Below are 26,479 nucleotides of genomic sequence, written 5' to 3'. Positions count from 1 at the left end.
GATGCCTCTCACTTCCAGGAGTCGTGGGTGGCCGGCAGCCAGGTCAGCAAGGCCTGCCGGGCCGTGTCGTAGTCGGGTGGTGACAAGCGTTCGGTGACCCTGCCGTCGGCCTCCACGAGCAGGAGTTGGGGCGGTGGCAGATGCGAAATCTTCTGCCACTCCTGCGCAGAGGTCACTACGTCGAGTTCGGCTGTCACCTCAGGCGGGAGGTCCGCGGCATCGTCCGGGGTGAGCACGACAGCGCGTTCTCTGCCTTCGGCGACCACCGACAGGGCACACTGGAGAATCACCAAGCACCGCGGACATGTCGCGGTGGCGGCGACGACGACGCGGCGACGCCCATCGACGAGTTCGGGTGCGAACGCCACATCGGGCTCGGTGACGGTGTAGCCCTGCTGGTCAACGATTTCGCGGAGCAGCTTCATCTGCCGGACTATGGCGCCGAGCGCAAGAAAGAGCAGGATGATCGCCACCCAGGTGACGATCCACAGCGCGGTGACCGCGTCCATGGCAGTATCTCCGGTTATCCGATCTTGATGTTTTTCAGCCAGGTGAGCTGTTCGGCGTCGCTGGCCTGCGAGTACGGCGCGACGAACACCTCGGCGACGCCGCCAGACGAAGCGACAACGTAGGAGTGGTCGCCCGGGCGTGTATGGGCGGTCCGGTCCGTAAGCGGGACCCGCCAGATCTCGCCATGGGTGGTGCGCTGCCCGGCGTACTTCGGCAGCATCGCCTTCGCCCTGTCGTGGTCACCGACGAGTATGTGCCCATAGCCGGGGACGGTCACCAACGTGGTATGGGAAACGATGGTCCACAAGGTGGAGCGCGCGCCGTTGACGGTCATTCCGCCGGGTGAGTCGACAATCGTCAGTTTGTCGTACACGGACTTCACCTGGCCGGGGCTGGGGGTTCCGCCGAAGATCGAGAGCAGATCGTGGTAGTCCCCCCGGAAGGACGCGAAGGACCATGCCCCAGCTTCGGCGGAAGCAATCCAGACCTCTTTGCCGTGCGCGTTGGTCTTCGCCACCTCTCTGCCGCCCGTCACGGCGGCAGTGCGGTACTTGTCGTGGTAGCCCTTCTTTCCGACGGTGAAGGCGTAACTGTCATTTCCGCTGGTGAGTCGGACCTGTTTGATGTCCTTGGGCTCGGCCAACGGAGCTACGCCGAGATCGATAAGCAATTGCTCACCGGTCGGGACGGTGGTCCTGTATATTGAACTCCTCATGGATGGCAAGCTCCATTTCGTCGCAGGGTGCGGTGCCTCGCGGCCACATTGGAGTGATGTGAGGAGCTTGCCATCGACCCTCATGAGTTCCCAGATGAGTGTCGGATACCTGACAGTCCGTGCGGCCCGCACGCCGCCTCGTGCCGTGCACCCTGAGGTGGCGGGAGACGCCTGTCGTCACCTCAAGTCAAACTGCTGGTCAGGCAAACGTCATTGCGGAGCAGCGCCGGCAGCGGCGGGTGGACAAGTCCGCCGACCACTGAGCAGTCAGAGAACGCCTGCCGGCTGCCGGCTGCCGGCTGCCGCCCACGACTACGTGACGACCTCCACCATGCTCAAGGTCAGTCCAGGGCGTGGAGCCAGGTGGCGCCGTCGGCCATGTGCGCAAGCCGGCCGGCGGCGTACGTCAGTGGCTGGACCTTCGCGGGGAACTGGACCTGCGCCGTGATCGAGCCGTCTGCAGCGTCCAGCACGGCCAGCTCGCCTCGACCGGTGAGGCAGACATAGTCGTCGGCCAGCGTGGGCAGCCACCGCCTGCCCGGCGGTGCGGGGTCGGCGCCGACCGGCGGGGGCGGAGTTACCCGCCACCGCTCGATCCCGGTAGCGGCCTCGACGCACCACACGCGGGTGTCGGTCGCCGCGCAGTACTCCGTCGGGCCGACGCCGATCTGGCCGTCGAGCGGTGTCCTGGTGGACCAGCGCTGACGCCCGGTCGCGGTGGCGAGACCGTAGTACCGGCCGTCGGGGCCGAACGTGTAGCAGTGCCGGCTGTCGCCGGCCACCAGGTGGGTCCAGTGGTCGGCGAGCTGCCACAGCTTCTCGCCACCCGCCACCCGGTACGCCGCCAGGGCCGTGCCGCCGGTGGACTGCGCCAGCAGCACCCCCTGCACCAGGGCACTCCTGAAGCCGGCGACGCGGTCGAGGGCGAGCATTTCCTTGCCGGTGGCCGCCTCGAACACGGTCACCGATTCGCCCCCGTCGCGCTGCGCCGCGATGGCGACGTACTGCCCGCCGGATTCACCGCGCAGCAGCGCCGGAACTGGCCGCCGCCAGAGTTCACGGCCGTCCGCGATGGCGAGGGCGGTGATACCACCGGCCGCGCCGGCGACCGCCGGCCAGATCGCCAGGACCGTGTCGCCCGAGCGGCAGAGCGTCACCTCGGCGCCCTGCGCCGGAACGTTCCGCTCCCAGCGGGTGGCGCCGTCCGCCAGGGCAAGCAGCCGAACCACACCCCCGGCCTCGGCCACGACGCCCAGCGGATGTAGCACCGGCTCCGAGGTGCCGCAGAATCCGTCGCGCCGCCAGAGCCGCCGCACACTGCGTCGTGGACCTGCCGCGGAGGCGCCGGGCGGTGCCGCCAACGCACCGAGGGTGGTGGCTACCGCAAGGGTCTGGAGAAGGGTCCGTCTCGTCGTCGCCATTGCTCCCCCTAAGTCACCGGCGGGTACGCACCCGCCATAGTGGACCTGTTGAGGATAGGTCAGCGGCGCGGACCTCGCCGTCCTCGGCGGGACCCGATTGTGGCTGAGGCACCCAGACGCATGTGACAGATCTTGGGCCGCTGGTCGGCGATGCGCGGAGCCAGATCATTACCGAGGCCGTGGTGCCTGTCGTCTGGTACTGGCTTCGAGTTGTTTTAGCAGGGCCGTCGTGGCGTGGAAACGGAAGGCTGTTGCGTTTCGGGAGGGCGTGTGCACGGCCTCCGCGGGGTCCGGCGACGTACTCAGTTGTCCGCGGTGGTGGGAGTGACGTGCCGGCCCGCCCGGTATACCGCGCGGACGTCGCGGAGCCGGTCGAGGTCCGCGAGCGGATCGCCGCCGACCACCAGCAGGTCGGCGGCGAGGCCCGGGGCGAGGCGCCCGGCCTCGTCGGCGATGCCGCAGGCCCGCGCGGCCACCGACGTCGCGGCGGCCAGCGCCTCGGTCGCCGGCAGTCCCAGCCGGCCGAGGTGCGCCACGCCGTAAGGCAGGACGCCGTGCGGCTTGCGCGGTACCACGCCCGAGTCCGAGCAGCAGACGAGCGGAACCCCGGCGGCGTGCATCCGGACGAAGTTGCGGCCGCGCTGCTCCAGCTTCGCGAACACCGCCGGGTTGCGGATCTCGCCCTCGGGCAGCATCGCCTCGGTGGCGCCGACGGGTACCCCGGCGGCGGCGATCGCCTCGACGGTCGGCCAGTCCACGGCCACGCCGTCGGCGGTGAAGAACGAGACGTGCTCCAGGCCGGCGACTCCGGCGGCCAGCGCGTCGGCGATGCCGGCGGGACCGTGGGCGTGGGCGGTCACCGGCAGACCGTGGCGGGCGGCCTCGTCGACGACGGCAGCCAGCGCGGCGGCGTCGTACTGCGACTCGTGGGTACCGAAGCCGGGGGTGATGGCGCCGCCGGTCGCCATGATCTTGATGATGTCGACGCCATGGGCGGCGCGCCGCGCGACGGCGGCCCGGAGCGCCGTCTCGCCGTCGGCCTCGCCGCCGAGGAACCAGCAGTGCCCGCCCACCCGGGTCAGCGGCGGCCCGGAGGCGAGGATCCGCGGCGCCGGAGCGTCCGCGGTGCGCACTTCGTCGCGCAGCGCCACGGCCAGGTAGTCGCGGTCGCCGAGGTCGCGGACGGTGGTGACGCCGGCCGCCAGGTGCCGGGCGGCGTTGCGGCGCACCCGCGCGCGCAGCAGGTCGGGCGGGGCCCCGGCGAGTGCGGCGGCGTTCTCCTGCGGGTCGAAGGCGAGGTGGACGTGGGCGTCGACCAGGCCGGGCAGGACCGCGGCGTCGCCGACGTCGACGACCGGCAGGTCGGTCGGCGGGTGCGCGCCCGTGGTGTCGACCGCGGCGATGCGGGCACCGTCGACCACGACGAGGACGGGGCCGGGGAGGGCGGCGCGTCCGTCGAAGCCGAGGGCGGCGCGCAGCGCCCAGCGTCCGGTCGCGGGCAGGGGCGCGGACAGGGGCGCGGCGGGCATCGGGCTCCTCAGGAGGGGACGGGGTCGGCCGGCGCGGTCGGCCGGTCGCGGGGCACCGGCGGGCGGGAGCGCGGCGCGGGCGGCGCGGGCCGGCGGTAGTGGTGGGCCACGGCGAGCAGCCACGCCAGCTCCCGGTCGAAGTCGGCGGTGGTGTCCCCGGCCGGGCCGCCCGCCGCGGCGGGGCCGGGCGGTCCGGCCGGGTCGGGTGCCCGGGCGCCCGGGGCGGGCGCGAGGAGGAGCTGGCGGAGCCCGGCGGCCACCGCCACCGGCGGGTCGGCCGGGGTCGGGGCGGCGCCGGTGGCCAGCAGGCCGTCGCGGATCTCGATCACCCGGCGGTAGCGGCGGAACTCCAGGTCGCGGGGGTCGCACACGTCGCGCAGGGGGCCGTGCGGGGTGAGGGCGATGGCGGGGTACCGCCGGTGCAGGTCGCGCCACAGCGGGTAGAGGCGCCGCAGGTGCCCACGCCGGCCCCAGGCCCGCGCGGCGGCCGACAGGCTCGGTCCCCAGTGCGGCATCGTGAGGCCCAGCCCGAGCAGGACGATGCCGGTGAACGTACAGGTGACGGTCACGACCTCCCAGCCCAGCGCGTCGACGCCGAGGATCGCGGCGAGGAGGGCGGAGAGCCGGTTCAGGCCGAAGACGACGTACGTGGCCGCGCCGGCCGCCGCCGTCCACAGGCCGCGGCGCAGCCACGGCTGGGCGGTCGCGCGCGCGGACCGCCAGGTCGTGCGGGCCATCGCGTACATCGAGACGATGATGCCGCCGACGTACAGCAGCAAATAGGCGGCCACGACCGGGCGGCCCGCGTTGGCCAGCAGGTAGTGCCGGTCGCGGGTGGTGGCGCCGAGGTTGGCGACGAGCCACAGCGCGACCATCGCCGCGCCGACGACGGCCAGCGCGAGCACCCACCCGCGGGCGCGGGCCGGCGCCCGGTCCGGCGGGCAGGTCCAGTAGGTGACGGCCACGAGCAGCGCGGCGGTCGACAGGACGCCGCCGGCCAGGTGGATGCCGAGCGCGCCGAGGTTCGGCACCCCGGTCGCCCGGTCGACGGCCGCCGAGCCGCCCGGCGTGGACAGCCCGAACGCCAGGCCCTTGAGCAGGAACGCGGCCGTCAGGGTCGTCAGGGCCAGGTCGGGCCCGCGGCGCAGCCGGCGGACGGCGAGGTAGCCGGCGACCAGCAGGCAGACGTACAGGCCGGCGGTGAAGACGACCGCCTTCGCGGTCAGCACGGCGACCACCGGCGGCGCGGGGGGTCGGTGAGGGTCGCCGCGATCCGGGCGGCGGTGGGGTCCGCGGCGCTGCCGTCGGCAGGGGCGGGGGCGGCGTGCAGCAGGTGCAGCAGCAGCGACGCCGTGATCTCGGCCTCCCGCTCCTGGACGGTCGAGTACGCCGCCCGGCGCAGCATCCCGCGCACGAGGGCCGGGTCCAGGTCCGGGAACAGGTGGGCGGCGGTACCCGCGTCGAGCGGCTCGGCGCTGCGGTGGCCGCAGATGATGTGGCTGAGTTCGTGGGCGATGATGTGCGCCCGGTGGGCGCCGGTGCTGGCCTGGTCGTAGAACACCAGGTCCGTCGTGTCGAGGGCGAGCCACAGGCCGCAGACGGCGCCGTCGGAGGGCATCGGACTCAGGACGATCGGCCGTCCACGCTGCACGCTGAGCCGCCGGCACAGCGCCTCGGTCGAGTCGAGTCCGTGCAGCGGCAGCGCGCGCAGCCGGGCGGCGCAGCGGCGGCGCAGCCGCCGGAAGGAGTCGGGTGAGCGGTCGCCGGCCGCCGCGCTGCTCCACATCGTGCCGCCTACTCCTCGGTGGGGTAGTACCTGCGCGTGTCGCACCCGTGCGGTGCCCGCCGGGCCCGGCCGGCACCGCACGCGGTCGGTGCCGCCCGCGGTCGGCGACACCGCCGGTCCCGCGTCGGCGGCGTCCGTCCGAACAGGACTCCGCCGCGGCGCGGACGGTCGTGATTCTAGTGACGGCGCGGGCGGACCGCTACCGTCCGGGCACCCCGCGTAGGGTCCGGGCTGGCTATGCTCGGCGGACCGTCGTCGCGCGAGGTGGTACATGGACCTGGATCCCGGTGAGCTCGACGGCCCGCGGGCGTACCGGCTGCTGACCGGCGCCGTGGTACCCCGCCCGATCGCCTGGGTGAGCACGGTCGACGCGGCCGGCCGCCCGAACCTCGCGCCGTTCTCCTACTTCGCGCCGGTCTGCGCCCGGCCGATGACACTGCTGTTCTGCCCCGTCCTGGGCCCGCCCGGGCGCCCGAAGAAGGACACGCTGCGCAACATCGAGGCGGTCCCGGAGTTCGTGGTCAACATCGCCGGCTTCGGCCAGGTCGGGGCCGTGGACCGCAGCGCCGCGCCAGTGCCGCCGGGGGAGTCGGAGTTCGCCCTCGCCGGGGTCACGCCCGCGCCCTCGCGCCGGGTGCGGCCGCCCCGCGTCGCCGAGGCGGGCGTCGCCTTCGAGTGCCGCCTGCGCCAGATCGTCGCGGTCGAGGCCGGTGCCGGCCCGCCGGACCTCCGGGCCGGCGCTCCCGACCCCCGGATCGACCAGCCGGACCTCCTGGCCGGCGCACCCGACCCCCGGACCGGCCAGCCGGATCTCCGGGCCGCCGGCGCACCGGACCGGTACGTCGCGGGTGGGGCGGGCCCGGCTGCCGGCGGGCCGGACGCCCGCGCGCCCGGCGGGGGCTGGGTCGTCCTCGGGACGGTCGTGGCCATCACCGTGCGGGACGAACTGGTGGACCCCGACACCCGGGAGGTCGACCTGGCCCGGCTCGACCCGGTCGCGCGCGTCGGCGGCGCCGGCTACCTGCGCGCGGCGGCCGCCCCCGCTGGCTAGGCTGGGGCGGTGACCGACCGCACCAGCGCGCTCCGGCCGGCCGTCCCGGCCGACGCCGCCGCCCTGCACGCGCTGGCCGCGGTGACGTTCCCGCTCGCCTGCCCCGCGCACGTCAGCGCCGCGTCGGCGGCGGCGTTCGTCGCCGCCGAGCTGAGCGCCGCGCGCTTCGCCGGCTACCTCGCCGACCCGGAGCGGGAGCTGTTCGTCGCCGAGGCCGCCGGGGCGCTGGCGGGGTACACGATGCTGGTCCACGGCGAGCCGGCCGACGCCGACGCCGCGGCGGCGCTGACCGTGCGCCCGACCGCCGAGCTGAGCAAGTGCTACGTGCACCCCGACCACTTCGGCACGGGCGTCGCCGCCGACCTGGTCGCGGCGAGCGTCGCCGCCGCGGCGCGCCGCGGCGCCGCGGCGGTCTGGCTGGGGGTCAACCAGCAGAACGCGCGCGCGAACCGGTTCTACGACAGGTGCGGGTTCGCCGTCGTCGGGCACAAGCGGTTCCGGGTGGGGGACAACCTGGAGGAGGACTTCGTCCGGGAGCGGGTGCTGACCGCGGGCTGAGTCCGGCGCCGACCAGAATGGTCACGATTTGTGGCGCATTCGGCTCCGGGGCGGGGCGGGGGTCTTCCCTCCGGCGGCGCGACCGGCCATTGTGGCCTGACGTGTCCGCTGTCGACGGGGAGGCGCCCGGTGGGCGACGACGAATCCATCGCGCGGTTCGGCTACCGCCAGGAGTTGCGCCGCACACTCGGCCTCGGGGACCTGCTCGTCTACGGGCTGATCTTCATGGTGCCGATCGCGCCGTTCGGGATCTTCGGCACGGTGTTCAGCGCCTCGGGCGGGATGGTGGCGCTCGCGTACGGGGTCGGGATGCTCGCGATGATCCTCACCGCGAACTCGTACGCCCAGATGGTCCGCGCGTTCCCCATGGCCGGCTCGGTCTACAGCTACGCCGGCCGCGGCATCGCCGCGCCGGTCGGCTTCCTCGCCGGCTGGGCGGTGCTGCTCGACTACGTCCTCGTGCCCTGCCTGCTCTACCTCGTGGCCGGGGTGGCGATGCACGCCGTGCTGCCGGCCGTGCCCACGGTGCTGTGGCTGGTCGGCTTCGTGCTGCTCAACACCGTTGTCAACAGCTTCGGCATCCGGCTCACCGCGGCGGTGACCCGGGTGTTCCTGGTGGCCGAGGTGGTGGTCCTCGCGCTGTTCCTGGCCGTCGGGCTGTGGGCGCTGTCGGTCGGGCGGGGGCGGGGGTTCGACTGGGGGCCGGTGTACGACGCGGCGACGTTCTCCTGGCCGGTCGTGTTCGCGGCGGTGTCCGTGGCGATGCTGTCGTTCCTCGGCTTCGACGGCATCAGCATGCTGGCGGAGGAGAACCGCGGCGGCGCCCGGCAGATCGGCCGCGCGATGACGGCGGCGCTGCTGCTGGCCGGCGCGCTGTTCATCGTGCAGACGTGGGTGGCCTCGCTGCTGGTGCCGGAGCCGGCCGCCCTGCTGGCGGGCGGCGACCCCGACGGGACGGCCTTCTACGACGCGGCGCGGGTCGCCGGCGGCGCCTGGCTGGCGACGCTGACCGCCGTGGCGACCGCGCTCGCCTGGGGCGTGGCCAACGCGCTGGTCGCCCAGGTGGCCACGTCCCGGCTGCTGTACGCGATGGCGCGGGACCGGCAACTGCCCCGGTTCCTGGCCCGGGTGTCGGTGCGGCACGCGGTGCCGACCAACGCGATCGTCGCCGTGGCCGCGGTGTCGCTGGGGCTGGGCGTGTACATGGCGCGGCGCCCGGACGGCGTCGCGCTGCTCTCCTCACTGATCAACTTCGGCGCCGTGCTGGCCTTCGTCGTGCTGCACGTGTCGGTGGTCTGGCACCACCGGCGCGGCGGGCGCCGCCCGCGGTTCCTCACCCAGGTGCTGCTGCCGCTGCTCGGCGCCGGGGTGCTGGTGGCCGTCGCCGTGCACGCCAACGTCCTCGCCCAGCGGGTCGGGCTGGCCTGGCTCGCCGTCGGCGTCGCGGTGCTCGCCGCCATGTACGCCACGGGCCGCCGGCCGCGCCTGCCGGGCCTGTCCGCCGACCGGGAGTCCCGATGACCGATCTGTACGAGTACGCCCCGGCGCCCGGGGCGCTGGCCTACACCTTCGGCGGCGTCGCGCCCGTGGCCCACCTGCGGCCCGGCCAGGCCGTGCGGATCGCCACCGAGGACTGCTTCGGCGGGCGGGTGCGCACGGTCGACGACCTGCCCTCGCGGGTCTGCCGGTTCCCGTACCTCAACCCCGTGTCGGGTCCGTTCCACGTGGCGGGGGCCGTGCCGGGCGACACCCTCGCCCTGCACGTCGTCTCGATCACGCCGACCCGCGACCACGGGATGTCCTCGACGTTCCCGCACTTCGGGGCGCTGACCGGTACCCACGCCACGGCGACGCTGCAGCCGGCACTGGAGGAGCGGGTGTGGCGGTACGAGATCGACGCCGCCGCCGGGACGGTGCGGTACGCGGCCCGCCGGTCCGCGGTCACCGTCGACCTGCCGCTGGCGCCCATGCTCGGTACCGTCGGCGTCGCCCCCGCCGCCGGCGAGGCCCGGATGACGATCGTCCCCGACACCCACGGCGGAAACCTGGACACGCCGCGGATCAGGCCCGGCGCCACCGTGTACCTGCCGGTGTTCGTCGAGGGCGCGCTGTTCGCCATCGGCGACGGGCATGCCCGCCAGGGCGACGGGGAGGCGTGCGGGGTGGCCGTCGAGGCGGCGATGTCCACGGTCCTCCTCGTCGACCTGATCAAGGGCGTACCGACGCCGACGCCGCGGATCGAGTCCGACGCGGAGCTGATGTCCGCGGGCTCCGCCCGCCCGCTGGAGGACGCGTACCGGATGAGCCAGCGCGACCTCGTCGGCTGGGTCGGCGCCCTGACCGGGCTGGAGACGCTGGACGCCTACCAACTGCTGTCCCAGGCCGGGACCGCGCCCGTCGGCAACGTGGTGGACGCGAACTACACGATGCTCGCCGCGGTCGACAAGCGGTTCGTCCCGGGCGGGCCGGCGTACGACGGCGCCCACGCCCGGCTCCGCGCGGCGGCGGAGGCGTACCGGTGACCGGCCCGGCCGCCGCGGCGCGCGCCGAGGGGGCGACCGCCGCCGAGGCGACGGTCGGCTGGGTGGCGGCGGACTGGGCCGCGGCGGACCCGGAGGCCGCGCCGCGGCCGGTGCGCGAGGAGCTGTTCCTGCTCGCCCACGACGAGCACCGGGGCTTCCGGCCCCGGGTCCACCGGCCGGCCCTGGCCCTCGGGCTGGCCGCCGCGTGGATCGTGGACCTCCTGCGCGCGGGCCGGCTCGCCGCCGACGCGAGCCGGGTCAGCCTCAGCGACCCCCGCGGGCTGCCCCCGGTCCGCGACGCGGAGACCGCCGGGGCGCTCGCGGCGATCCGCGGCCACGGGTGGAGCCTGCCGCACCCCGCCGCCCTCCGGGTGCTGGCGCCGGGCCTGTACGAGGCGGTGCGCGACGCCGCGGTGGCCGCCGGCCACCTCACCCGGGCGGACCGGCGCTGGCGGCGCCCCGCGTACCGGCTCGACCACCCGCGGCTCGCCGTCCGCGCCCGCAGCCGCGCCCGCACCGCCGCGACCGGGGGCGACGCCGACCCGGCGGCCCAGGCGCTGTGCGCGCTGGTCGGCGCGCTCGGCATCCAGGACACGCTGTACTTCCACCTGCCGGCCGCCGAGGTCCGGGCCGCGGTCGACGCGGCGACCCGGCGGCTGGCGGCGGCGGACGAGCCGGCCGTGGCGGCGCTCGCCCACGTGGCGGCCGCGGCCCGCCGGGCGGTCGGCGACCTCGCCACCGCCGTCTACCGCTGAGGCACGTGCGGGCCGGACGGGCGACTGTGGATCGTCGCCCGTCGGCGCCGCCGCCGATCCACTACCCTCGGCCTCAGCCGCACCGACGCCGGCCCACCGTGGAGGGAGGTGACGGTGTCGAGACTCGCCCGCGTGCTGCCGGCACCACTGCGGTGCCCCCTTTCCGGCGCCCTGGTGGCGGCCGCGGCACTGTGCACTGTGGCCTGGTGCGTGGTGATCGGTGCCGGCTGGGGACCGCCGCGGCTGGCCGGCTGGACCGTCGCCGCCCCGTCGGCCTGGCTGACGGCCGCGTACTGCTGGCGGGTCGCCGGGAGCAGCGGCCAGGCGCCGGTCGGCCGGCGGTTCTGGCGGCTGGTGGCCGCGTCGATCGGTCTCCAGGGCGTGGCGAGCCTGCTCAGCGTCCGGGACGACCTGCTGTACGCGGCCACGGACGTGACGCCGGTCACCGCCGGTACCGTCAGCGTCCACCTGGCCGGCGTGGCCACGCTGCTGTGGGCGCTGCTGCGGCTGCCCGCCCGGGCCGCCGTGTCGCGGATCGAGCGCCGCCGGTTCCTCATCGACGCGCTGATCGTGGTGCTGACCGTCGGGATGTTCGCGTGGCGGCTGTCGTTCGGCCGGTTCGACTCGTGGAACGACACCCGCGGCACGCTGACCGTGCTGGCCGTGGTGCTGCTGGCGTTCGTGGCGGTGTTCACCTTCGTGAGGCTCGCGCTCGTCGGGGTGGGCGGCGTCGACCGCGGCGCGCTGTACCTGCTGGCGTCCGCGGTGGGGGTCAGCGCCGCCCTGGGGGCCGCCTCGCCGGTCCTGACCCCGGCGCTGGGCCTGCCCTCGGCGGCGGTGACGATCCCGGTCGTCTCGGCCGGGCTCGTGCTGGCCGCCCGGCGGCAGTCCCGCGCCGGGTGCCCGCCCGCGCGGGGTGCCCGGCGCGGGCGCCGGTTCAGCTACCTGCCGTACGCCGCGGTCGCCGCCCTCGACGCGCTGCTGCTGTGGGCGGCCCGCCGGTTCGACGACCCCGACGACGCGCTCCTCGCCGCCGCCGTGGTGACGCTGACGGCGCTGGTGGTGTACCGGCAGATCACCGCCCTGCGCGACAACGCCCGCCTGCTGGCCCGCGTCGACGCCACCGTCCGGCAGCTCCGCGACGCCCAGGCGCAGCTCAGCCACCAGGCGACCCACGACGCGCTGACCGGCCTGGCCAACCGGCGCCTGCTGGAGACGCGGATGGCCGAGGCGCTGCGCGACGCGGTGCCGTGCAGCATGGTCCTCATCGACCTGGACGACTTCAAGGCCGTCAACGACCGGCTCGGCCACGTCATCGGCGACCAGCTCCTGGTCGCGGTGGCCGAGCGGCTGCGCGGCTGCGTCCGCCCGGAGGACACGGTGGCGCGGCTGGGCGGGGACGAGTTCGCCATCCTGCTGGCGGCGCAGACGGTCACCGCCGGCACGAGCGTGCTGGACCGGATCGGCCAGGCGCTGTCGATGCCCGTGCGGATCGACGGGTACGACCTGCTGGTGCGGTGCAGCACCGGCATCGCCGACGTGGAGCCGGGGCTGGACAGCACGGAGGTGCTGCGGCGCGCGGACCTGGCGATGTACGCGGCGAAGGAGGCCGGCAAGGGCCAGTACGCGAGCTACCACCCCGATCTCGACGAGCGCGCCCACTACGACGCCCAGCTCGGCGCCGAGCTGCGGCTGGCGATGGAGCGGGGGGAGTTCCGGCTGCTGTTCCAGCCGGTCGTGCGGCTGCCGGACCGGCACCCGGTGGGGGCGGAGGCGCTCGTCCGCTGGGACCACCCGAGCCGCGGCGTGGTGTCGCCGGACGAGTTCATCCCGGCCGCCGAGCGGACCGGGCTGATCGTGCCGCTGGGCGCCTGGGTGCTGCAGGAGGCGTGCCGGACGGCGGCGGACTGGCTGCACGGGCACGGTGCCACCGGACCGTGGACGGTCAGCGTGAACATCTCGGCCCGGCAACTGCGGGAGGCCCACTTCTCCCGGCGGGTGTCGGCGGCGCTGGCGGCCTCCCGGCTGCCGGCGGAGCGGCTGATGATCGAGCTGACCGAGACGGCGGTCTTCGACAGCCGCGCCGCGGCCCAGACCCTGCGGGAGATCGCCGACCTGGGCGTGGCGATCGCGCTGGACGACTTCGGTACCGGCCACTCGTCGCTGGGCCTGCTGCGCAACATCCCGGTCAGCGTGCTCAAGGTCGACAAGTCGTTCATCGACCACATCACCGAGAGCCCGGCGGAGGCGACGATCGCCACCGCCGTGGTGAGCCTGGCCAACGGGCTGGACCTCGGCGTGGTCGCCGAGGGCGTGGAGAGCGCCGCGCAGGCCCGGCAACTGCACCTGATGGGGTACCAGCTCTCGCAGGGCTACCACTTCGCCCGGCCGATGGCGCCGGAGCGCGTCCGCGACCTGCTCGTCGCGCTCGACGGCCGCCCGGCGGCGGACGGCCCGCTGCTCGAACGCCAGTAGCCGGCCCGCGCCGGCAGCGGGCGCGTGGGGCGGGCGCGCACCGGGAGCGGTCTGCGGCGGTCCGGGGGCGGCGGCCGTCGGAGGTCAGTCGCCGTCCGGGTGCGGGGTCCAGGCGAAGTTCTCCCACCGGTCCGCCGGGTCGGCCCGCTCGCGCTCCTCGTGCAGGGCCGACTGCCGGCCGCGCTCCTGCGCGACCGCCCGGGCGACGGCGGTGTACGACGGCTGGTACGCCCGGGTGGCGGCGGTGACCCGCCGCCGGTACGCCCCGTCGGCGTGCCGCAGCCGGACCGTCAGCCGGGTGCGCAGGAACGGCAGCCGCCAGTGTGGCTGGCGCTGCCGGCGCCGCACCCGGTCCCAGGCGTCGCCGCAGACGCGCAGCTCGTCGAGGAGGACGTCGGCGGCCGTCCGCCACCGCGCGGCCTGGCCGGGCGGGACGCGGATCAGCCCGCCGCCGGGGCCGCTGCGGCAGTACGAGACGTGCCGGTCGGCCAGCCGCAGGTCAGCGGCGTGGAACGCCCCGCCGGTGGCCCCGTCGAGGATCCAGAACAGCCGGGCGGGCGTCATCCCGGTGACGGCGCCCGTCCAGATGAAGTTCACCGCCGTGAACACGCACCGTTCGTCCATATGAGAATTCTGTCAGGGCGGCGGCGCCGGGAACAGTCGCGCGCGCCCCCGTCCTACCCGTGCGGGGACCGCGGCCGGCCCGACCCGCACCCGGCGTCACGCGTCGGAGATGTTGACCATCCACTGGATACCGAACCGGTCGGCGCAGGCGCCGAACACGTCGCCCCACATCTGCTTCTCCAGCGGTACCGAGACGGTGCCGCCCGCGGTCAGCTTCTCCCAGTAGCCGCGCAGCTCGTCCTCGTCGTCGCCGCTGAGGCTGACCGCGATGTTGGTACCGGGGTCGTACGTCATGCCCGGCGGGGTGTCGGAGGCCATCAGGGTGTACCCGCCGGGGGTCTCCAGCATCGCGTGCATGATCTGGTCGGCGCCCTCGGGACCCGGGTACCCGGACTCGCCGAAGGTGTTCAGTCGCAGGGAGCCGCCGAACACGCCCTGGTAGAACTCCATCGCCTGGCGCGCGTCGCCGGCGAAGCTGATGTAGGGGTTCAGTCGAGAGGCCACGGATCCTCCTGGGTCGTCGTCCTTGGGTCGGCACGGGTCTCGCCTCCGCAGACTAGCGGGGGACCGGCCCGGAATCCGCGCTAAGGAATCCTCCGCGCCGGCCGATCACCCCTGTGCCAGCGTCCAGCGGCCCGGGTGTCCGGGCCCCTCACCGAAGGCGGTACCGGGATGTCGGTCAGTGCGACCGGAGCGAACGGGGCGGCGGCGTTCGACATCGGCAGGGCCGGCCAGGCCCCCGACCCGCAGGCCCGCCAGGCGCAGGTCAACGCCCAGGCGGACCTGCTCCAGGCGCTGCGCGGCGCCGCCCAGGGGTCCGTGGTGTTCTCCCACCTGTCGGGCGGTTTCGACGGCTACGCCTGACCCGGGCTCGGGCCCGGTCCCGGATCGGTCCGGCGCGGCGGGTCAGGCGCAGGGGTGGGCGGTGAGGCCCAGGGCCACCGCGAAGTCGTCGGCGGCGCTCGCCGGCAGGGTCAGCAGCGCGTCGTCGCGGCGCGGATCCGCCACGGTCACGTCGGTGCTCAGGCCGACCAGCAGGTTCTCGGCCGCCGCGCCGCACTGACTGCTGTCGCTCTTCTCCGGTGGGAACAGGCCGACCCAGGCGCGCCGGTACGGGCCGCTGAGGTCGGCCACCTGCACGGTTCCCTCCACGTCGCCGACCTCGGTGGTGAAGACGAACGCGCGTGCCGTCGCCCCCGCCGGCAGCCAGGCCCGGCCCTTGGCCGCGATGCTGTCCAGCCGCCAGCGGTACCCGGCCGGCACGGTCACCGCGACCTGTGCCCGGCAGTCGCGCCGGGCCGTCGCGGTACCGCCGCTGCGCGCGCCGGCCCGCACGGCCGCCGCGGGCAGCCGCAGCAGGAGGGTGCCCGGCGCGTACGACGTCAGCCGCACGGCGCTCCGGCGCGGGCACCCGGTACCGGCGGCCGCGGCCAGCCGGAAGCCGAGGGCGGGCGCGGCGGCGGGCCGCACCCCGGCCGCGGCGCCGCCGCCCGGGCCGGCCGCCGCGGCCGGCCGTGACCCGGCGAGCGCCGGCGGAGCCCCGGCGAGCGCCGGCGGAGACCCGGTGACTACCGGCGGCGACCCGGCGAGCAGGAGCGCGGTACCGGCGAGCGCGCGACGGACGGTGCGGGCCATGGCGGACCTCCGATCAGGCTGACCTGTCCATGGTCGCGCGTGCCGCCACCCGCCGGGCCGGACCTCGCCGGACCGCCGACGCAATCACCCGCTGGACCGCACCGCACCGTCACCCGCCCGCGACTCAGTCGTCGGCGCCGTGCCCGCCGTGCCGGCGCCCGCGGTCGTCGCCGCCGTGCCGGCCGCCGTCGTCCCCCGACCGCTGGGAACCCGACGCGTGGGAACCCGACCGGCGGCCGGAGTCCTTGGCCCGCACCCGGGTCACCGCGCCCGTGGCCGCGGCCACGTCGATGTCGTACCGCACCCCGGCCCGCATGACGCGGACCCGCCAGCCGGCGACGCCGTGCTCCCGTTCGGCCTCGACCGAGACGACGCGGCCGCCGCCGACCCGCGCCAGCGCGGCCCGCGCCGCCGCCGCCCGCGCCGGCCCGGAAGCGCCCGGCTTGGAAGCGTCCGGCCCGATGGTGTCCGCCCCGGAGCCGCTCCCCGCCGCGCCGTCGTCGGTACCGCCGGGGCCGGGCCGCGGGCTGCCGGCGCCGGGGCTGTCGTCGGGCGTCGGGTGGTCGTCGACGCTGCCGTCGCCGCGGGTGTCCGGTGCCTGGGCGGCGACCGGGCGGGCTGCCGGCGCCGCCGACCCGGCGGTGACGCCCGCCAGCGCCGCCGCCGCCGCGACCACGCCCGCCGCCGCGCCGCCGAGGAGAATCCTGGTGTTCATCGCGTTACCTGCTCTCTGTGGAGGGGGTTGACGCGGACCACGATGCCGCCGGCCGCCCTAGCGGCGCGTCTGGCGGGGGATAACGGCGGGCTAAGCCGGCGGGCCGAGGGTCAGGAGCACCGCGGCCCCGCCGCGCGGGCCGCGGCCCAGGCGCAGCGCGCCGCCGGCCGCGGCGGCCGCCTGGCGGGCGATGTCCAGTCCCAGGCCGGTCGAGTCGCCGCCGCTGGCGCCGCGGGCGGCCGCGTCCGCCGGCAGCCCGGGACCGTCGTCGGTGACGGTCAGCGCCGCGCCGCCGCCCGCGCGGGCCGCCAGGGCGACGGCGCAGGCGGCCCGGTTGGGGGTGTGGGCGAAGACGTTGCCGAGCAGGGCGTCCAGCGCCGCGGCCAGCGTGTCCGCGGACAGCGCCACCGGCAGCGGCCCGGCCGCGAGGTCCCGGCGCAGCGGTCGGCCGGTGTCCTCGGCCAGCGCCGACCAGAAGTCCACCCGCGCGGCGACGACGGCGGCCGCGTCGCAGCTCCCCGGCCCGGCGCCGCGTCGCCGGGCGTCCTGGATGAGGCCGGTGACGGCCCGGTCGAGGGCGTCGACGCGGGCGGCCACCGCGTCGCCCAGCTCCGCCGGCAGGGACTCGGCCTCCAGCCGCAGCGCCGTCAGCGGCGTACGCAGCCGGTGCGACAGGTCGGCGACCCGCTCCCGCTCCGCGTCCAGCAGCGCGCGGATCCGGTCGGCGAGCCGGTTCAGCGACGTCGCCACCTCGCGGACCTCCGGCGGGCCGGCGGGCGTCGCGCGGGCCGCGAGGTCGCCTCCGGCCAGGCGGTGGGCGGCCGCCGAGGCCGCCGTCAGCGGCCGGCTCAGGGCGCGGGCGAACCCGTTCGCGGCCAGCACCGCCAGCCCCACCAGCAGCACCCCGAGTACGCCGAGCAGCAGCCAGGCCCGGCCGACACCGCTGGTCAGCTCGGCGGGCGGGACGAGCGTGCGCAGGACCGCGGTACCCGACGGGGTGCCGGCGGCGACCACGACCTCCCGGCCGGCGGACGAGGACACCGTACGGCTGCGCCCGCGCTGGGCGAGCCGGACGGCGGTGGTGACGGGGGCGGGGGCACCGGCCGTCGTGCCGTCGGGCAGGTACAGCGTGACCGGCCGCCCGGTACCGGCCAGGGCCAGCTCCGCCGCGGCCGGCGCGCCGGCCGCCACCACCGGGACCAGCGCCCGGAGCTGGGCGTCGGCGTCGGCCACCGCGCGCTCGGCGGCCAGGGTACGGATCAGCAGGCCGAGCGGCACGACGAGCGCCACCAGCACCGCCACCGCCGTACCGGCCAGCAGCAGGGTCAGCCGCGCCCTCACGGGGCCGGTCCGGCGGGCGGCGCCGCCACCTTCACGCCGACGCCCCGGACCGCGTGCAGGTACACCGGCGCCTGCGCCGACTCGCCGAGCTTGCGCCGCAGCCAGGACAGGTGCACGTCGACGGTCTTGTCCGCCCCGCCGTACGGCACCCGCCAGACCTCGGTGAGCAGCTCCCGCTTGCTGACCACGTGGCCCGGCCGGGCCGCCAGGTAGTGCAGCAGGTCGAACTCGCGCGGTGTCAGGTCCAGCGTGCGCCCGTCCAGGCTGGCGGTCCGGCCGGCGACGTCGAGGCGCAGGCCGCCGACGGTGACGGGCGCGTCCCGGCCGCCGTCGTCGGCGCGGCGCAGGACGGCGCGGATCCGCGCGTCGAGCTGCGCGGCCTGGAACGGCTTGACCAGGTAGTCGTCGGCCCCGGCGTCCAGCGCGCGGACGATGTCCGCCTCGTCGTCGCGGGCGGTGGCGACGATCACCGGCACCCGGCTGACCGCGCGCAGCATCCGCAGCAGCTCCACGCCGTCGCGGTCGGGCAGGCCGAGGTCGAGGACCACCAGGTCCGGCGGGGCGGCCAGCGCCGCGTCCAGCCCGCCCATCGCCGTCGCCGCCGAGGCCACCGCGTGGCCGCGCTCGCGCAGGGCGCGCAGGAGGGCCGTCCGGATCGTCGGGTCGTCCTCGACGAGGAGCAGATTCGCCATCGTCACCACGTTATCCCAGCTCAGGAGCGGCGAGTCCGGCCTTAGCGCGCTGTTAGCGTGGCGTTGGGGAGGCCTTGGCGACGGCGGGGCGATAGTGGAGGCATGTCCACGCGCACACTCCGGCGCGGCGGGGCCTGGCTGCTGGCCGCCGGGCTGGCCGCCGCGACCGTCCTGGTCCTGGTGACGCTCGGGCGGGGGCTGGGCGGCGGCGACCAGACCCTCACCGCCGACCAGGCGGCGCGCGAACTGGCCGCCGCCCCGCCGACCGTCCCGCCCGGCCCGCCGCGGGAGGCGGTCGGCCGGCCGGCCGTCGTGCGGGCGCGCGGCGGCACCGTCACCGGCGCCTGCGCGGGCGGCCGGGCCGTGCTGGTGAGCTGGACGCCCGCGCAGGGGTACGCCGTCGACGAGGTGGAGCGCGACGAGGCCAAGGTGCGCTTCGAGGGGCCGGGCGGCCGGTCGGAGGTCCGCCTGCGGTGCGTCGGCGGCGTCATCCGCCCCGAACTGCGCTGACCCGCCCGCACACGGACGACGCCGCCCCGGATCCCGAGGCGGCGTCGTCCGGCGTGCGGGTGGATCAGTGGACGGTGACCGGGGCCGGGGTGCCCTCGCCCTTGTTCTCGTCGTCGAGCAGGTGCGACTTCTCGCGCCGCCGGGGCAGGAACGCGATCGGGACGAAGGTGGCCAGCACCACCGCGAAGCCGATCCAGTAGGTGCCGGCGAACGCCTCAGCGGCGAAGTCCAGGCCGCGCGCGACGACCGACGCGTCGACCGGGAACTTCTGCAGCAGCGACGGGTCCTGCTGCGCGGCGATCGCCAGGCCGGCTTCGGTGATGGGCTTGCCCGACGGGTCGAGCGCGCCCGGGATGGGCGTGGAGTCGTTCAGTTTGCTGGTCAGGATCACCGACATCACCGCGACGCCGATCGAGCTGCCGATCTGCTGGATGATGTTGAGCAGGGTCGAGCCCCGCGCGACGTCGTGGTTCTTCAGCGACTTCAGCGCCGAGGTCATGATCGGCATCATGGTGCCGCCCATGCCCAGGCCCATGACGAACAGGGCGCCGCACAGCACGAGGTAGGACGTGTCGGCGTCGACCTGGGTGAAGACCACGAAGCCCGAGGCGATCAGGGCCAGCGCGAACGGCACCGTCCGGCCGACCGGCACCTTGTCGGCGAGCATTCCGGCGATCGGCATGGTGATCATCGCGCCGATGCCCTGCGGGGCGATGAGCAGGCCCGCCGCCAGCGTCGACTCGCCGCGCACCTGGAGGAAGTAGCTCGGGTACAGCAGGCCCGCCCCCATGAACGCGACGATGAAGACGAACATCGACAGCGCGGCGACGGTCAGCCCGCGGTTGCGGAACAGCCGCAGGTCGAGCAGCGGGTGCCGGGGCTTGAACGAGTACAGGACGAAGGCGACCACCAGCGCCGCCCCGGCCAGCATCGTCGTCCACACCTTGGTGGCCGTGACGGTGCCCGCCTCGGGGATCGACGACACGCCGTACAGGAACAGCGCCAGGCCCGGCGAGAGCATCAACATGCCGAGGAAATCGAACGACTCGGACGGCTCCGGGGTGTCCTTCGGCAGCGCGAGCCACGCGTACACGAGCGCGACGGCACCGATCGGCACGTTGATCAGGAAGATCCAGTGCCAGGTGTAGGAGTCGATGAGCCAGCCGCCGAGGATCGGCCCACCGATGGGGCCGAGCAGCATCGGGATGCCCAGGATCGCCATCAGGCGGCCGATCCGGTCCGGGCCGGCGGCCCGCGTCATGATCGTCATGCCGAGGGGCATGAGCATTCCGCCGCCGAGGCCCTGGAACACCCGGTAGATGATCAGTTGCTGGATCGAGTCGGCGGTGGCGCACATTCCCGAGCCGGCGACGAACAGCAGCAGCGCCAGCATGTACAGGCGCTTGGTGCCGAACCGGTCCGCCGCCCACCCGGTGAGCGGGATGACGGTGGCCAGGGCCAGGGTGTACGCGGTCATCGTCCAGGCGACCTCGGCGTACGTGGCCTCGAAGACGCTCTGGAACGTCGGCAGGGCGACGGTGACGACGGTGATGTCGAGAATCGACATGATCGCGCCGAGGACGATCACCCCGGCGATCTTGAGGACGGCGCCGTCGATCTTGTTGGCCGTCGCGACTGGTGGGTTGTTCACGGGAGATCTCCTGATCGGAGCCGGACGCGCGGCGCCGACATGCGGCCGTGGCAGCGGCCGTCGCGGGTGGCGCCGGGAGTCAGGTCAGGACGGGGGCGAGACCGCCACCGACCCGGCGACTGTACCAACCTGGGCAGGGGGTTGACGCACCCTCGGTGACCTGCATAAACGCGCCGTTTCTCCGGGTGTTTCCGACTCGTCGGCGCGTCGTGAGATCGGCCACAGCGCGCGCGGCGGCGGGAACGCCGCGTCCGGTGCCGAACCGCCGCGGCGCCGCGGTCGGCGCGGTGGCCGGAGTCACACCGTCCCCGCCGGTCTCGGTCGCCGGGGATGCCGGTCGGGGACGGGGACGTCGGCGGCGCGCCGGTGCCGGAGCGCCTCGCCGCCGACCACCTTGATCATTCCGGCGACCGGGATGGCGAGCAGGGCGCCGAGGATGCCGGCCAGCTCGACGGCGAGCAGGATCGCCACCAGCACCGTCAGCGGGCTCAGCCGGACCGTCCGCGCGAAGATCAGCGGCTGGAGCAGGTGGTCCTCGACCTGCTGGTAGGCCACGAAGAAGACGATCAGCACGACGCCCGCCGTGGTCGACTCGGTGAACCCCACCAGCACCGCCGCGAGCGCCCCCAGCGTCGCCCCGATCAGCGGGATCAGGTCCATGACCGCCACGAACACCGCCAGCAGCGCCGCGTACGGCACGCCCAGGATCAGCAGCACGGCGTAGGTCAGGGCGCCGCAGACGAGGCTGATCAGCAGGTTGCCGGTCAGGTAGCCGGTGACCGTGCGGGCGCACCGCCGCCCCACGTCGGCGAGCCGGGCGGCCGGCCCGGCCGGGAACAGCCGGAGGAAGGCGCGGGTGAGCCGCGGCGCCTCCAGCACCATCGCGTACGTCAGGACGACGATCGTCACCGTCCCGACGACGGCGGTCGCCGCGCCCCGGAGCAGCGCCAGCGTCGGGGCACCGAGCCCGGCGAGGTACTGCCGGACCTGCTCGCCGTGGCTGGCCAGGTACTCCCGCACGTGGAACCGCGCGATCGGCCCGGCCAGCGGCCCCCGCCCTGCCTGGGTGTCGCGCACCAGGTCGGGCAGCCGGGCGGCGAGGTCGCCGGCCTCCCGGACGAGGGGGACGACGAAGGCGGCGAGCAGCCCGGCGACGGCCAGCGTGCCGACCAGGAAGACGACCAGCGTGGCGAGCCAGCGGGGACACCAGCCGACGCGGCGCTCCAGCCAGTCGACCGGGGGCCGGAAGGCGACGGCGAGGAAGGCGGCGACCACCATCCAGACCAGGACCCGCTGGGTGGCGTGGATGACGGCCAGGCCGACGAGCGTGGCCAGGACCAGGCCGATGACCGTGAGCGTGACGCGCGCGGGCGACCGCCGCGCGGCGGAATCCTGCATGGACACCTCCTGCCCTAGGCAAAGACCGACAAACCTGGTGATCCCGGTCGGTACTTCGGACGGGCGCGGACGTCACCCGGGCGACCCCGCGGGCGCCGGCTGAGGCGCGTGGCGCCCGCGGGGGAGTCGGAGCGGCCCCGGGCGGTTGAGGGGCGCCCGTGGCGGGTAGGCGCGTGCCATGCGGATCGTGGTGACCGGGGCGAGCGGCAATGTCGGCAGCGCGGTACTGCGGCGCCTGGCGGAGGAGCCCGGGTACGACGTGACCGGCATCGTGCGCCGGCCGCCGCTGGCCGGTGCCGGCGCGCCGTACGACGGGGTGCGCTGGCGGGCGGCCGACCTCAGCAACCCGGCGTCGGTGCCGCAGGTGGCCGGCTGGCTGGACGGCGCCGACGCGGTCGTCCACCTCGCCTGGCGGATCCAGCCCAGCCACGACCGCACCGCCATGCGCCGGACCAACGTCGACGGCACCCGGCACCTGCTCGACGCCATGGCCACCGCCGGGGTGCCGGCGCTGCTGTACGCGTCGTCCGTCGGCGCCTACGCCCCCGGGCCGAAGACCCGGCTGGTCGACGAGAGCTGGCCCGTCACCGGCGTCGCGGGCTCGGCGTACAGCGAGGACAAGGCCACGGTGGAGGCGCTGCTGGACGACGCCGAGCGCGCCGACGGCGACCTGCGGATCGTCCGGTTCCGGCAGGCGCTGGTGTTCCAGCACCGGGCCGGCGCGGAGATCGTGCGGTACTTCCTGGGCGGGCTCGTCCCCACCGGCCTGCTGCGCCCCGGCCGGCTGCCGGTCGTGCCGACCGACCCGCGGCTGCGGGCGCAGGCGGTGCACGCCGACGACCTGGCCGAGGCGTACGCGCTGGCGCTGCGCAGCGACGTGCGGGGCGCGTTCAACATCGCCGCCGAGCCGGTCCTGGACCCGCAGGTCGTCGCGGAGCTGCTGCACGCCCGGACCGTCCCGGTACCGGCGCTGCTGCTGCGGCTGGCCGCCGCGGCCACCTGGCTCACCCGCCTCCAGCCGACCGACCCCGGCTGGGTGGACATGGCGGTCGCCAGCCCGCTCATGGACCCCGCCCGCGCGCACCTGGAACTCGGCTGGAAGCCGCGCCGCACGGCGACGGAGGCGCTGGCCGAACTCCTGGCCGGCATGGCCGCCCGCTCCGCCGCGCCCACCCCGGCCCTGCACGCCTGACCGGCCGCCCTGCGCGCCCGAGCCCACCCGCCGCCGCGCCCGTCCGCCCGACCCTGCCCGGCCGCGCAGACGGCGCGGGCGCGGGCCGACCGCCCGCGCCCGCGGCACCGGTCACGGCCGCAGCAGGACCTTCACCACGCCGTCGGACTTGGCCTGGAAGTCGGCGTACGCCTGCGGGGCGTCGCCCAGCGGGATTCGGTGCGTGGCGAACGTGTCCACGCCCAGCGGGTCGTCGTCGGTCAGCAGCGGCAGGATCGAGGGGACCCACCGGCGGACGTTGGCCTGGCCCATCCGCAGCGTGACCTGCTTGTCGAACAGGGTCAGCATCGGCAGCGGGTCCGTCTGGCCGCCGTACACCCCGACGATCGACACGGTGCCGCCGCGCCGCACGGCGTCGATCGCCAGCAGCAGGGCGCTCATCCGGTCCACGCCGACCCTGCGCATCAGCGGCTCGGCCATGGCGTCGGGCAGCAGGCCGGTCACCGTCTGGGCCAGGGCGCTCGCGGGCGAGCCGTGCGCCTCCATGCCGACCGCGTCGATGACGCCGTCGGGTCCGCGGCCCTGGGTCCGGTCGCGCAGGACGGCCGCCACGTCGTCGTTGGCGGTGAGGTTGATGACGTCGATGCCCAGGGCGCGGACGCGGGCGAGGCGCTCGGGGACCAGGTCCACGCCGATCACGTCGATGCCCTGGTAGGCGGCGATCCGGGCGGCCATGTCGCCGATCGGGCCCAGCCCGATGACGGCGAGGCTGCCGCCCGGGCGGACCCCGGCGTACTCCACGGCCTGCCACGCGGTGGGCAGCACGTCGGACAGGTACACGTACCGGTCGTCGGGCCCCTCGGCCGGGATCGTGATCGGGTTGTAGTCGGCGTGCAGGACCCGCAGGTACTCGGCCTGCCCCCCGGCGACCTGCCCGTACAGCCTGGTGTAGCCGTACAGCGCCGCGCCCATGCCCTGCTCGCGCACCTGCGTGGTCTCGCACTGGGTCTGGAGGCCGCCCCGGCACATGAGGCAGTGGCCGCACGCGATCTGGAAGGGGATCACCACGCGGTCCCCGATCTTGAGCTGGTGGACGGCCGCGCCGACCTCGACGACCTCGCCCATCGGCTCGTGGCCGAGGATGTCGCCCTCGGTCATGAAGGTCCCCAGGACCTCGTACAGGTGCAGGTCGGAGCCGCAGATGCCGGTGGAGGTGATCCTGATGACGGCGTCCGTCGGCTCCTTGATGAGGGGGTCCGGCACCGTGTCGACCCGGACGTCCCGCTTGCCGTGCCACGTAACCGCTCGCATGCTGCGCTCCTCGCGTCGTGGGGTCCTCCTCCCTGCCCTCATACCCGCGATCCGGCGGGTACAACAGGCGTTGTTTCCCCGGCGGTACCTCGGGTAGCCCAGGGACCATGGACCACACCCTGGACGCACTCGTGGACGGATACGCCTGGCTGCCGGCGCTGCGCCGCCGACAGGGCAGCGACATCGTGGAGACGCGGGTACTCGGCCGGCGCGCCGTGGCGCTCTCCGGGCCCGGCGCGGCGGAGTTCTTCGTCGACGACCGGGACATCGTCCGGGAGGGCGTGGTGCCCGCGCCGGTCCGGGCGACCCTGTTCGGCTTCGACTCGGTACACGGCCTCGACGGGCCCGCGCACCGGCACCGCAAGCGGCTGTTCCTGGCCGTGCTGCCGCCGGAGCGGGTGGACGCCCTGGTCGCCGCCGCCGGCACCGCCTGGGACCGGCGGGTCGCCGCGTGGACCGCCGACCGGACCGTCAGCCTCCACGAGGAGGCCGCCGCCGCCCTGACCGACGCGGTCTGCGACTGGGCGGGGGTCCCGGTGGGCGACCACACCGCCGACGACCTCGTCGCCATGATCGACGGCTTCGCCACGCTCGGCCCGCGGCACTGGCGCGCCCGGCGGGCCCGCCGCCGCCAGGAGGCGCGGCTGGCCGGGCTGGTGGCCGAGGTGCGCGTCGGCGTCCACCAGGCCGCGGCCGGTACCGCGCTCGCCGCCGTCGCCCACCACCGCGAGCCCGACGGCAGCCTGCTGGACCAGCACACCGCGGCGGTCGAGCTGCTCAACGTCCTGCGGCCGACGGTCGCCACCGCGTGGCTGGTCATGTTCGCCGGGCACGCCCTGCACCGCTGGCCGCGCCTGCGCGACCGGCTGGCCGAGGACCCGGGGTACGCGACGGCGTTCGCGCACGAGGTCCGGCGCTTCTACCCGTTCGCCCCGTACGTCGGCGGGCGGGCGGCGCGCGAGCTGCACTGGCACGGCCAGCGGATCCGGCCCGGGACGCTGGTCCTGCTGGACATCTTCGGCCAGAACCACGACCCGGTGCTGTGGCCGGCGCCGTACGAGTTCCGGCCCGAGCGGTTCGCGGCCCGCGGGCCGGGTGACTTCGACCTGGTCGCGCAGGGGGCCGGCGACCCGGAGACGGGGCACCGCTGCCCGGGCGAGCCGGCGGTCGTGCGGCTGCTGGCGATGTTCGCCCGCCGCCTGGCGACCCTGGAGTACGCCGTGCCGGGCAACGACCTGGACATCTCCCTGCGCCGGATCCCGGCCCGGGTGGCCGACGGGATGACGATCCGCCCGGTACCGGCGCGGGTCGCCGCGGCCGGCGTCACCGGGTCCGACGCGACGGCCTGAGGCGGCGGGACGCGACCGCCTGAGGCGCCGGGACGCGACCGCCTGAGGCGGCGGGACGCGACAGCCTCAGGCGCCGGTCTCGCCGTGCGGCGCGGCGACGGCCTTGGACTCGGGGGAGTTGCGTTCGCGCAGGTAGATGCTGGCCACGATGAGGACCCCGACCGCGAGGAACTCCGACTGCCAGTTCTGCATCGACTGGAACCAGAACTCGGGGTGCCCGGCGAACGCGCCCACCCCGATCGGCGGCTCGCCCCGCAGCGCCTGCTCCCCGTTGTACGCCGCCGTACCGCCGAGCAGGTGCCCGACGAAGGAGAGCCCGAACATCCCGAACAGCGCCGCCGACAGGCTGTGCGCGTACAGCCGGCGCCACAGCCCGCCGCGCCGGACCGGCCACGGCGAGTCCGCGCGGACCTCGTGGGCGTCCTCGCGCGGCCGGTCGGGCGGATCGGACTCCGCGGAGCCCCGCTGGACGAGCCAGGCGGTGAGCAGCACGTACGAGCCCATCTGGAGGAACTCCGACTCCCAGTTCTCGAACGTCGCCTCCGCGAACGCCCCCGAGGCCAGGTAGTCCCCCAGCGACTGCGCGGCGCGCCCGTGGTCGAGCAGTTCGGCGTTCTCGGTCTGCCAGCCGAAGTACGCCTGCAGGACCAGGAACGCCGCGAAGGCGCCGAAGGTCACCAGCGATAGGGAGTGGAGCCAGACCCAGCGTCGCATACGTGCCATCCTCCCCGCCCGGCCGCGGTTTCACGCCGCTTCGCCC

Annotated in this window: 26 protein-coding genes; 10 read left to right on the top strand and 16 right to left on the bottom strand. The window is 75.5% G+C overall.

The features are described from left to right. Nucleotides 1–8: 8 nt before the first annotated feature. The 6 genes from IEY75_RS06520 to IEY75_RS06495 all read right to left on the bottom strand — a co-directional run bounded on the left by IEY75_RS06520 (nucleotide 9) and on the right by IEY75_RS06495 (nucleotide 5,961). On the bottom strand, nucleotides 9–509 hold the full coding sequence (locus tag IEY75_RS06520) for a hypothetical protein (protein WP_189113282.1): 501 nt from the start codon (nucleotides 507–509) through the stop codon (nucleotides 9–11). A 14-nt stretch (nucleotides 510–523) separates the two neighbouring features. Next, nucleotides 524–1,153 carry a hypothetical protein gene (locus IEY75_RS06515; protein WP_189113281.1) on the bottom strand — a complete coding sequence of 210 codons (630 nt, stop codon included), beginning with the start codon at nucleotides 1,151–1,153 and terminating at the stop codon, nucleotides 524–526. 413 nt (nucleotides 1,154–1,566) lie between these two features. Continuing rightward, a complete protein-coding gene (locus tag IEY75_RS06510; protein ID WP_229789395.1) occupies nucleotides 1,567–2,493 on the bottom strand; it encodes an outer membrane protein assembly factor BamB family protein in 927 nt (308 codons plus the stop codon). A gap of 455 nt (nucleotides 2,494–2,948) precedes the next feature. Then, on the bottom strand, nucleotides 2,949–4,175 hold the full coding sequence (locus tag IEY75_RS06505; protein WP_189113279.1) for an amidohydrolase family protein: 1,227 nt from the start codon (nucleotides 4,173–4,175) through the stop codon (nucleotides 2,949–2,951). An 8-nt stretch (nucleotides 4,176–4,183) separates the two neighbouring features. Beyond that, nucleotides 4,184–5,404 carry an MAB_1171c family putative transporter gene (locus IEY75_RS06500; RefSeq protein ID WP_189113278.1) on the bottom strand — a complete coding sequence of 407 codons (1,221 nt, stop codon included), beginning with the start codon at nucleotides 5,402–5,404 and terminating at the stop codon, nucleotides 4,184–4,186. Beyond that, nucleotides 5,398–5,961, bottom strand: a complete 564-nt coding sequence (locus IEY75_RS06495) for a toxin (RefSeq protein WP_189113277.1) — start codon at nucleotides 5,959–5,961, stop codon at nucleotides 5,398–5,400. Before IEY75_RS06495 ends, IEY75_RS06500 begins: the two co-directional genes overlap by 7 nt. Nucleotides 5,962–6,232: 271 nt before the next feature. Between IEY75_RS06495 and IEY75_RS06490 the strand changes: the two genes are divergently transcribed. The 6 genes from IEY75_RS06490 (at nucleotide 6,233) to IEY75_RS06465 (ending at nucleotide 13,322) form a co-directional block, all read left to right on the top strand. Beyond that, nucleotides 6,233–7,012: a flavin reductase family protein gene (locus IEY75_RS06490; protein WP_189113276.1), complete on the top strand. Its 780-nt coding sequence runs from the start codon at nucleotides 6,233–6,235 to the stop codon at nucleotides 7,010–7,012. A gap of 9 nt (nucleotides 7,013–7,021) precedes the next feature. After that, nucleotides 7,022–7,570: a GNAT family N-acetyltransferase gene (locus IEY75_RS06485; protein ID WP_189113275.1), complete on the top strand. Its 549-nt coding sequence runs from the start codon at nucleotides 7,022–7,024 to the stop codon at nucleotides 7,568–7,570. A 129-nt stretch (nucleotides 7,571–7,699) separates the two neighbouring features. Next, nucleotides 7,700–9,091: an APC family permease gene (locus IEY75_RS06480; protein ID WP_229789394.1), complete on the top strand. Its 1,392-nt coding sequence runs from the start codon at nucleotides 7,700–7,702 to the stop codon at nucleotides 9,089–9,091. Continuing rightward, the gene (locus IEY75_RS06475) at nucleotides 9,088–10,092 is read left to right on the top strand and encodes an acetamidase/formamidase family protein (protein WP_189113274.1); all 1,005 of its coding nucleotides are present in this window, start codon (nucleotides 9,088–9,090) and stop codon (nucleotides 10,090–10,092) included. Before IEY75_RS06480 ends, IEY75_RS06475 begins: the two co-directional genes overlap by 4 nt. Then, nucleotides 10,089–10,847: a GPP34 family phosphoprotein gene (locus IEY75_RS06470; protein ID WP_189113273.1), complete on the top strand. Its 759-nt coding sequence runs from the start codon at nucleotides 10,089–10,091 to the stop codon at nucleotides 10,845–10,847. The genes IEY75_RS06475 and IEY75_RS06470 overlap by 4 nt, the downstream gene beginning before the upstream one ends. 114 nt (nucleotides 10,848–10,961) lie before the next feature. Continuing rightward, on the top strand, nucleotides 10,962–13,322 hold the full coding sequence (locus IEY75_RS06465) for a putative bifunctional diguanylate cyclase/phosphodiesterase (protein ID WP_189113272.1): 2,361 nt from the start codon (nucleotides 10,962–10,964) through the stop codon (nucleotides 13,320–13,322). An 84-nt stretch (nucleotides 13,323–13,406) separates the two neighbouring features. On the opposite strand, the gene IEY75_RS06460 is transcribed toward IEY75_RS06465, so the two are convergent. Then, nucleotides 13,407–13,946 carry a hypothetical protein gene (locus IEY75_RS06460; protein ID WP_189113271.1) on the bottom strand — a complete coding sequence of 180 codons (540 nt, stop codon included), beginning with the start codon at nucleotides 13,944–13,946 and terminating at the stop codon, nucleotides 13,407–13,409. 96 nt (nucleotides 13,947–14,042) lie between these two features. Beyond that, nucleotides 14,043–14,450, bottom strand: a complete 408-nt coding sequence (locus tag IEY75_RS06455) for a VOC family protein (RefSeq protein ID WP_189113270.1) — start codon at nucleotides 14,448–14,450, stop codon at nucleotides 14,043–14,045. Between the two features lie 168 nt (nucleotides 14,451–14,618). Between IEY75_RS06455 and IEY75_RS06450 the strand changes: the two genes are divergently transcribed. Beyond that, nucleotides 14,619–14,810, top strand: a complete 192-nt coding sequence (locus IEY75_RS06450) for a hypothetical protein (RefSeq protein WP_189113269.1) — start codon at nucleotides 14,619–14,621, stop codon at nucleotides 14,808–14,810. A 42-nt stretch (nucleotides 14,811–14,852) separates the two neighbouring features. Here IEY75_RS06450 and IEY75_RS06445 read toward each other — a convergent pair whose 3' ends face one another. The 4 genes from IEY75_RS06445 to IEY75_RS06430 form a co-directional block, all read right to left on the bottom strand. After that, nucleotides 14,853–15,581 (bottom strand): DUF4360 domain-containing protein, encoded by a 729-nt coding sequence (locus IEY75_RS06445; RefSeq protein WP_189113268.1) that lies wholly within the window; start codon nucleotides 15,579–15,581, stop codon nucleotides 14,853–14,855. A 124-nt stretch (nucleotides 15,582–15,705) separates the two neighbouring features. Further along, complete coding sequence (locus IEY75_RS06440) at nucleotides 15,706–16,296, bottom strand: PepSY domain-containing protein (RefSeq protein ID WP_189113267.1); 591 nt, start codon at nucleotides 16,294–16,296, stop codon at nucleotides 15,706–15,708. A 90-nt stretch (nucleotides 16,297–16,386) separates the two neighbouring features. After that, nucleotides 16,387–17,637: a HAMP domain-containing protein gene (locus IEY75_RS06435; RefSeq protein WP_189113266.1), complete on the bottom strand. Its 1,251-nt coding sequence runs from the start codon at nucleotides 17,635–17,637 to the stop codon at nucleotides 16,387–16,389. Beyond that, nucleotides 17,634–18,329, bottom strand: coding sequence for a response regulator transcription factor (locus tag IEY75_RS06430; RefSeq protein WP_189113265.1), 696 nt, complete (start codon nucleotides 18,327–18,329; stop codon nucleotides 17,634–17,636). Before IEY75_RS06430 ends, IEY75_RS06435 begins: the two co-directional genes overlap by 4 nt. A gap of 102 nt (nucleotides 18,330–18,431) precedes the next feature. On the opposite strand from IEY75_RS06430, the gene IEY75_RS06425 reads away from it, so the two are divergent. After that, nucleotides 18,432–18,839 (top strand): hypothetical protein, encoded by a 408-nt coding sequence (locus IEY75_RS06425; protein ID WP_189113264.1) that lies wholly within the window; start codon nucleotides 18,432–18,434, stop codon nucleotides 18,837–18,839. Between the two features lie 64 nt (nucleotides 18,840–18,903). On the opposite strand, the gene IEY75_RS06420 is transcribed toward IEY75_RS06425, so the two are convergent. Both IEY75_RS06420 and IEY75_RS06415 read right to left on the bottom strand, forming a co-directional pair. Further along, complete coding sequence (locus tag IEY75_RS06420; RefSeq protein ID WP_373290218.1) at nucleotides 18,904–20,490, bottom strand: DHA2 family efflux MFS transporter permease subunit; 1,587 nt, start codon at nucleotides 20,488–20,490, stop codon at nucleotides 18,904–18,906. Nucleotides 20,491–20,787: 297 nt separating this feature from the next. After that, nucleotides 20,788–21,888 carry an AI-2E family transporter gene (locus tag IEY75_RS06415; RefSeq protein WP_189113263.1) on the bottom strand — a complete coding sequence of 367 codons (1,101 nt, stop codon included), beginning with the start codon at nucleotides 21,886–21,888 and terminating at the stop codon, nucleotides 20,788–20,790. Between the two features lie 178 nt (nucleotides 21,889–22,066). On the opposite strand from IEY75_RS06415, the gene IEY75_RS06410 reads away from it, so the two are divergent. Then, complete coding sequence (locus IEY75_RS06410) at nucleotides 22,067–23,080, top strand: NAD-dependent epimerase/dehydratase family protein (protein WP_189113262.1); 1,014 nt, start codon at nucleotides 22,067–22,069, stop codon at nucleotides 23,078–23,080. Between the two features lie 111 nt (nucleotides 23,081–23,191). Here the strand turns inward: IEY75_RS06410 and IEY75_RS06405 are convergent, their stop codons facing one another. Next, a complete protein-coding gene (locus IEY75_RS06405) occupies nucleotides 23,192–24,370 on the bottom strand; it encodes a zinc-dependent alcohol dehydrogenase (RefSeq protein WP_189113261.1) in 1,179 nt (392 codons plus the stop codon). Nucleotides 24,371–24,477: 107 nt separating this feature from the next. Here IEY75_RS06405 and IEY75_RS06400 point away from each other — a divergent pair, with 107 nt between their 5' ends. Next, complete coding sequence (locus tag IEY75_RS06400; RefSeq protein WP_189113260.1) at nucleotides 24,478–25,719, top strand: cytochrome P450; 1,242 nt, start codon at nucleotides 24,478–24,480, stop codon at nucleotides 25,717–25,719. A gap of 66 nt (nucleotides 25,720–25,785) precedes the next feature. Here the strand turns inward: IEY75_RS06400 and IEY75_RS06395 are convergent, their stop codons facing one another. After that, a complete protein-coding gene (locus IEY75_RS06395; RefSeq protein ID WP_189113259.1) occupies nucleotides 25,786–26,433 on the bottom strand; it encodes a DUF6766 family protein in 648 nt (215 codons plus the stop codon). Between the last annotated feature and the right edge of the window lie 46 nt (nucleotides 26,434–26,479).

Source organism: Pilimelia terevasa (assembly GCF_014647915.1).
In the GTDB taxonomy this organism is placed as follows: domain Bacteria; phylum Actinomycetota; class Actinomycetes; order Mycobacteriales; family Micromonosporaceae; genus Pilimelia; species Pilimelia terevasa.
Note: the sequence above shows the minus strand (reverse complement) of the source record. Positions and strands in the feature narration are given on the sequence as shown.

Bases quoted from the DNA above. Each gene is read 5' to 3' on its own strand.
- IEY75_RS06410 (WP_189113262.1), top strand. From the start codon at position 22,067: ATGCGGATCGTGGTGACCGGGGCGAGCGGCAATGTCGGCAGCGCGGTA.
- IEY75_RS06440 (WP_189113267.1), bottom strand. From the start codon at position 16,296: ATGAACACCAGGATTCTCCTCGGCGGCGCGGCGGCGGGCGTGGTCGCG.
- IEY75_RS06395 (WP_189113259.1), bottom strand. From the start codon at position 26,433: ATGCGACGCTGGGTCTGGCTCCACTCCCTATCGCTGGTGACCTTCGGC.
- IEY75_RS06490 (WP_189113276.1), top strand. From the start codon at position 6,233: ATGGACCTGGATCCCGGTGAGCTCGACGGCCCGCGGGCGTACCGGCTG.
- IEY75_RS06425 (WP_189113264.1), top strand. From the start codon at position 18,432: ATGTCCACGCGCACACTCCGGCGCGGCGGGGCCTGGCTGCTGGCCGCC.
- IEY75_RS06405 (WP_189113261.1), bottom strand. From the start codon at position 24,370: ATGCGAGCGGTTACGTGGCACGGCAAGCGGGACGTCCGGGTCGACACG.
- IEY75_RS06475 (WP_189113274.1), top strand. From the start codon at position 9,088: ATGACCGATCTGTACGAGTACGCCCCGGCGCCCGGGGCGCTGGCCTAC.
- IEY75_RS06400 (WP_189113260.1), top strand. From the start codon at position 24,478: ATGGACCACACCCTGGACGCACTCGTGGACGGATACGCCTGGCTGCCG.
- IEY75_RS06460 (WP_189113271.1), bottom strand. From the start codon at position 13,946: ATGGACGAACGGTGCGTGTTCACGGCGGTGAACTTCATCTGGACGGGC.
- IEY75_RS06495 (WP_189113277.1), bottom strand. From the start codon at position 5,961: ATGTGGAGCAGCGCGGCGGCCGGCGACCGCTCACCCGACTCCTTCCGG.
- IEY75_RS06445 (WP_189113268.1), bottom strand. From the start codon at position 15,581: ATGGCCCGCACCGTCCGTCGCGCGCTCGCCGGTACCGCGCTCCTGCTC.
- IEY75_RS06415 (WP_189113263.1), bottom strand. From the start codon at position 21,888: ATGCAGGATTCCGCCGCGCGGCGGTCGCCCGCGCGCGTCACGCTCACG.
- IEY75_RS06450 (WP_189113269.1), top strand. From the start codon at position 14,619: ATGTCGGTCAGTGCGACCGGAGCGAACGGGGCGGCGGCGTTCGACATC.
- IEY75_RS06520 (WP_189113282.1), bottom strand. From the start codon at position 509: ATGGACGCGGTCACCGCGCTGTGGATCGTCACCTGGGTGGCGATCATC.
- IEY75_RS06505 (WP_189113279.1), bottom strand. From the start codon at position 4,175: ATGCCCGCCGCGCCCCTGTCCGCGCCCCTGCCCGCGACCGGACGCTGG.
- IEY75_RS06430 (WP_189113265.1), bottom strand. From the start codon at position 18,329: ATGGCGAATCTGCTCCTCGTCGAGGACGACCCGACGATCCGGACGGCC.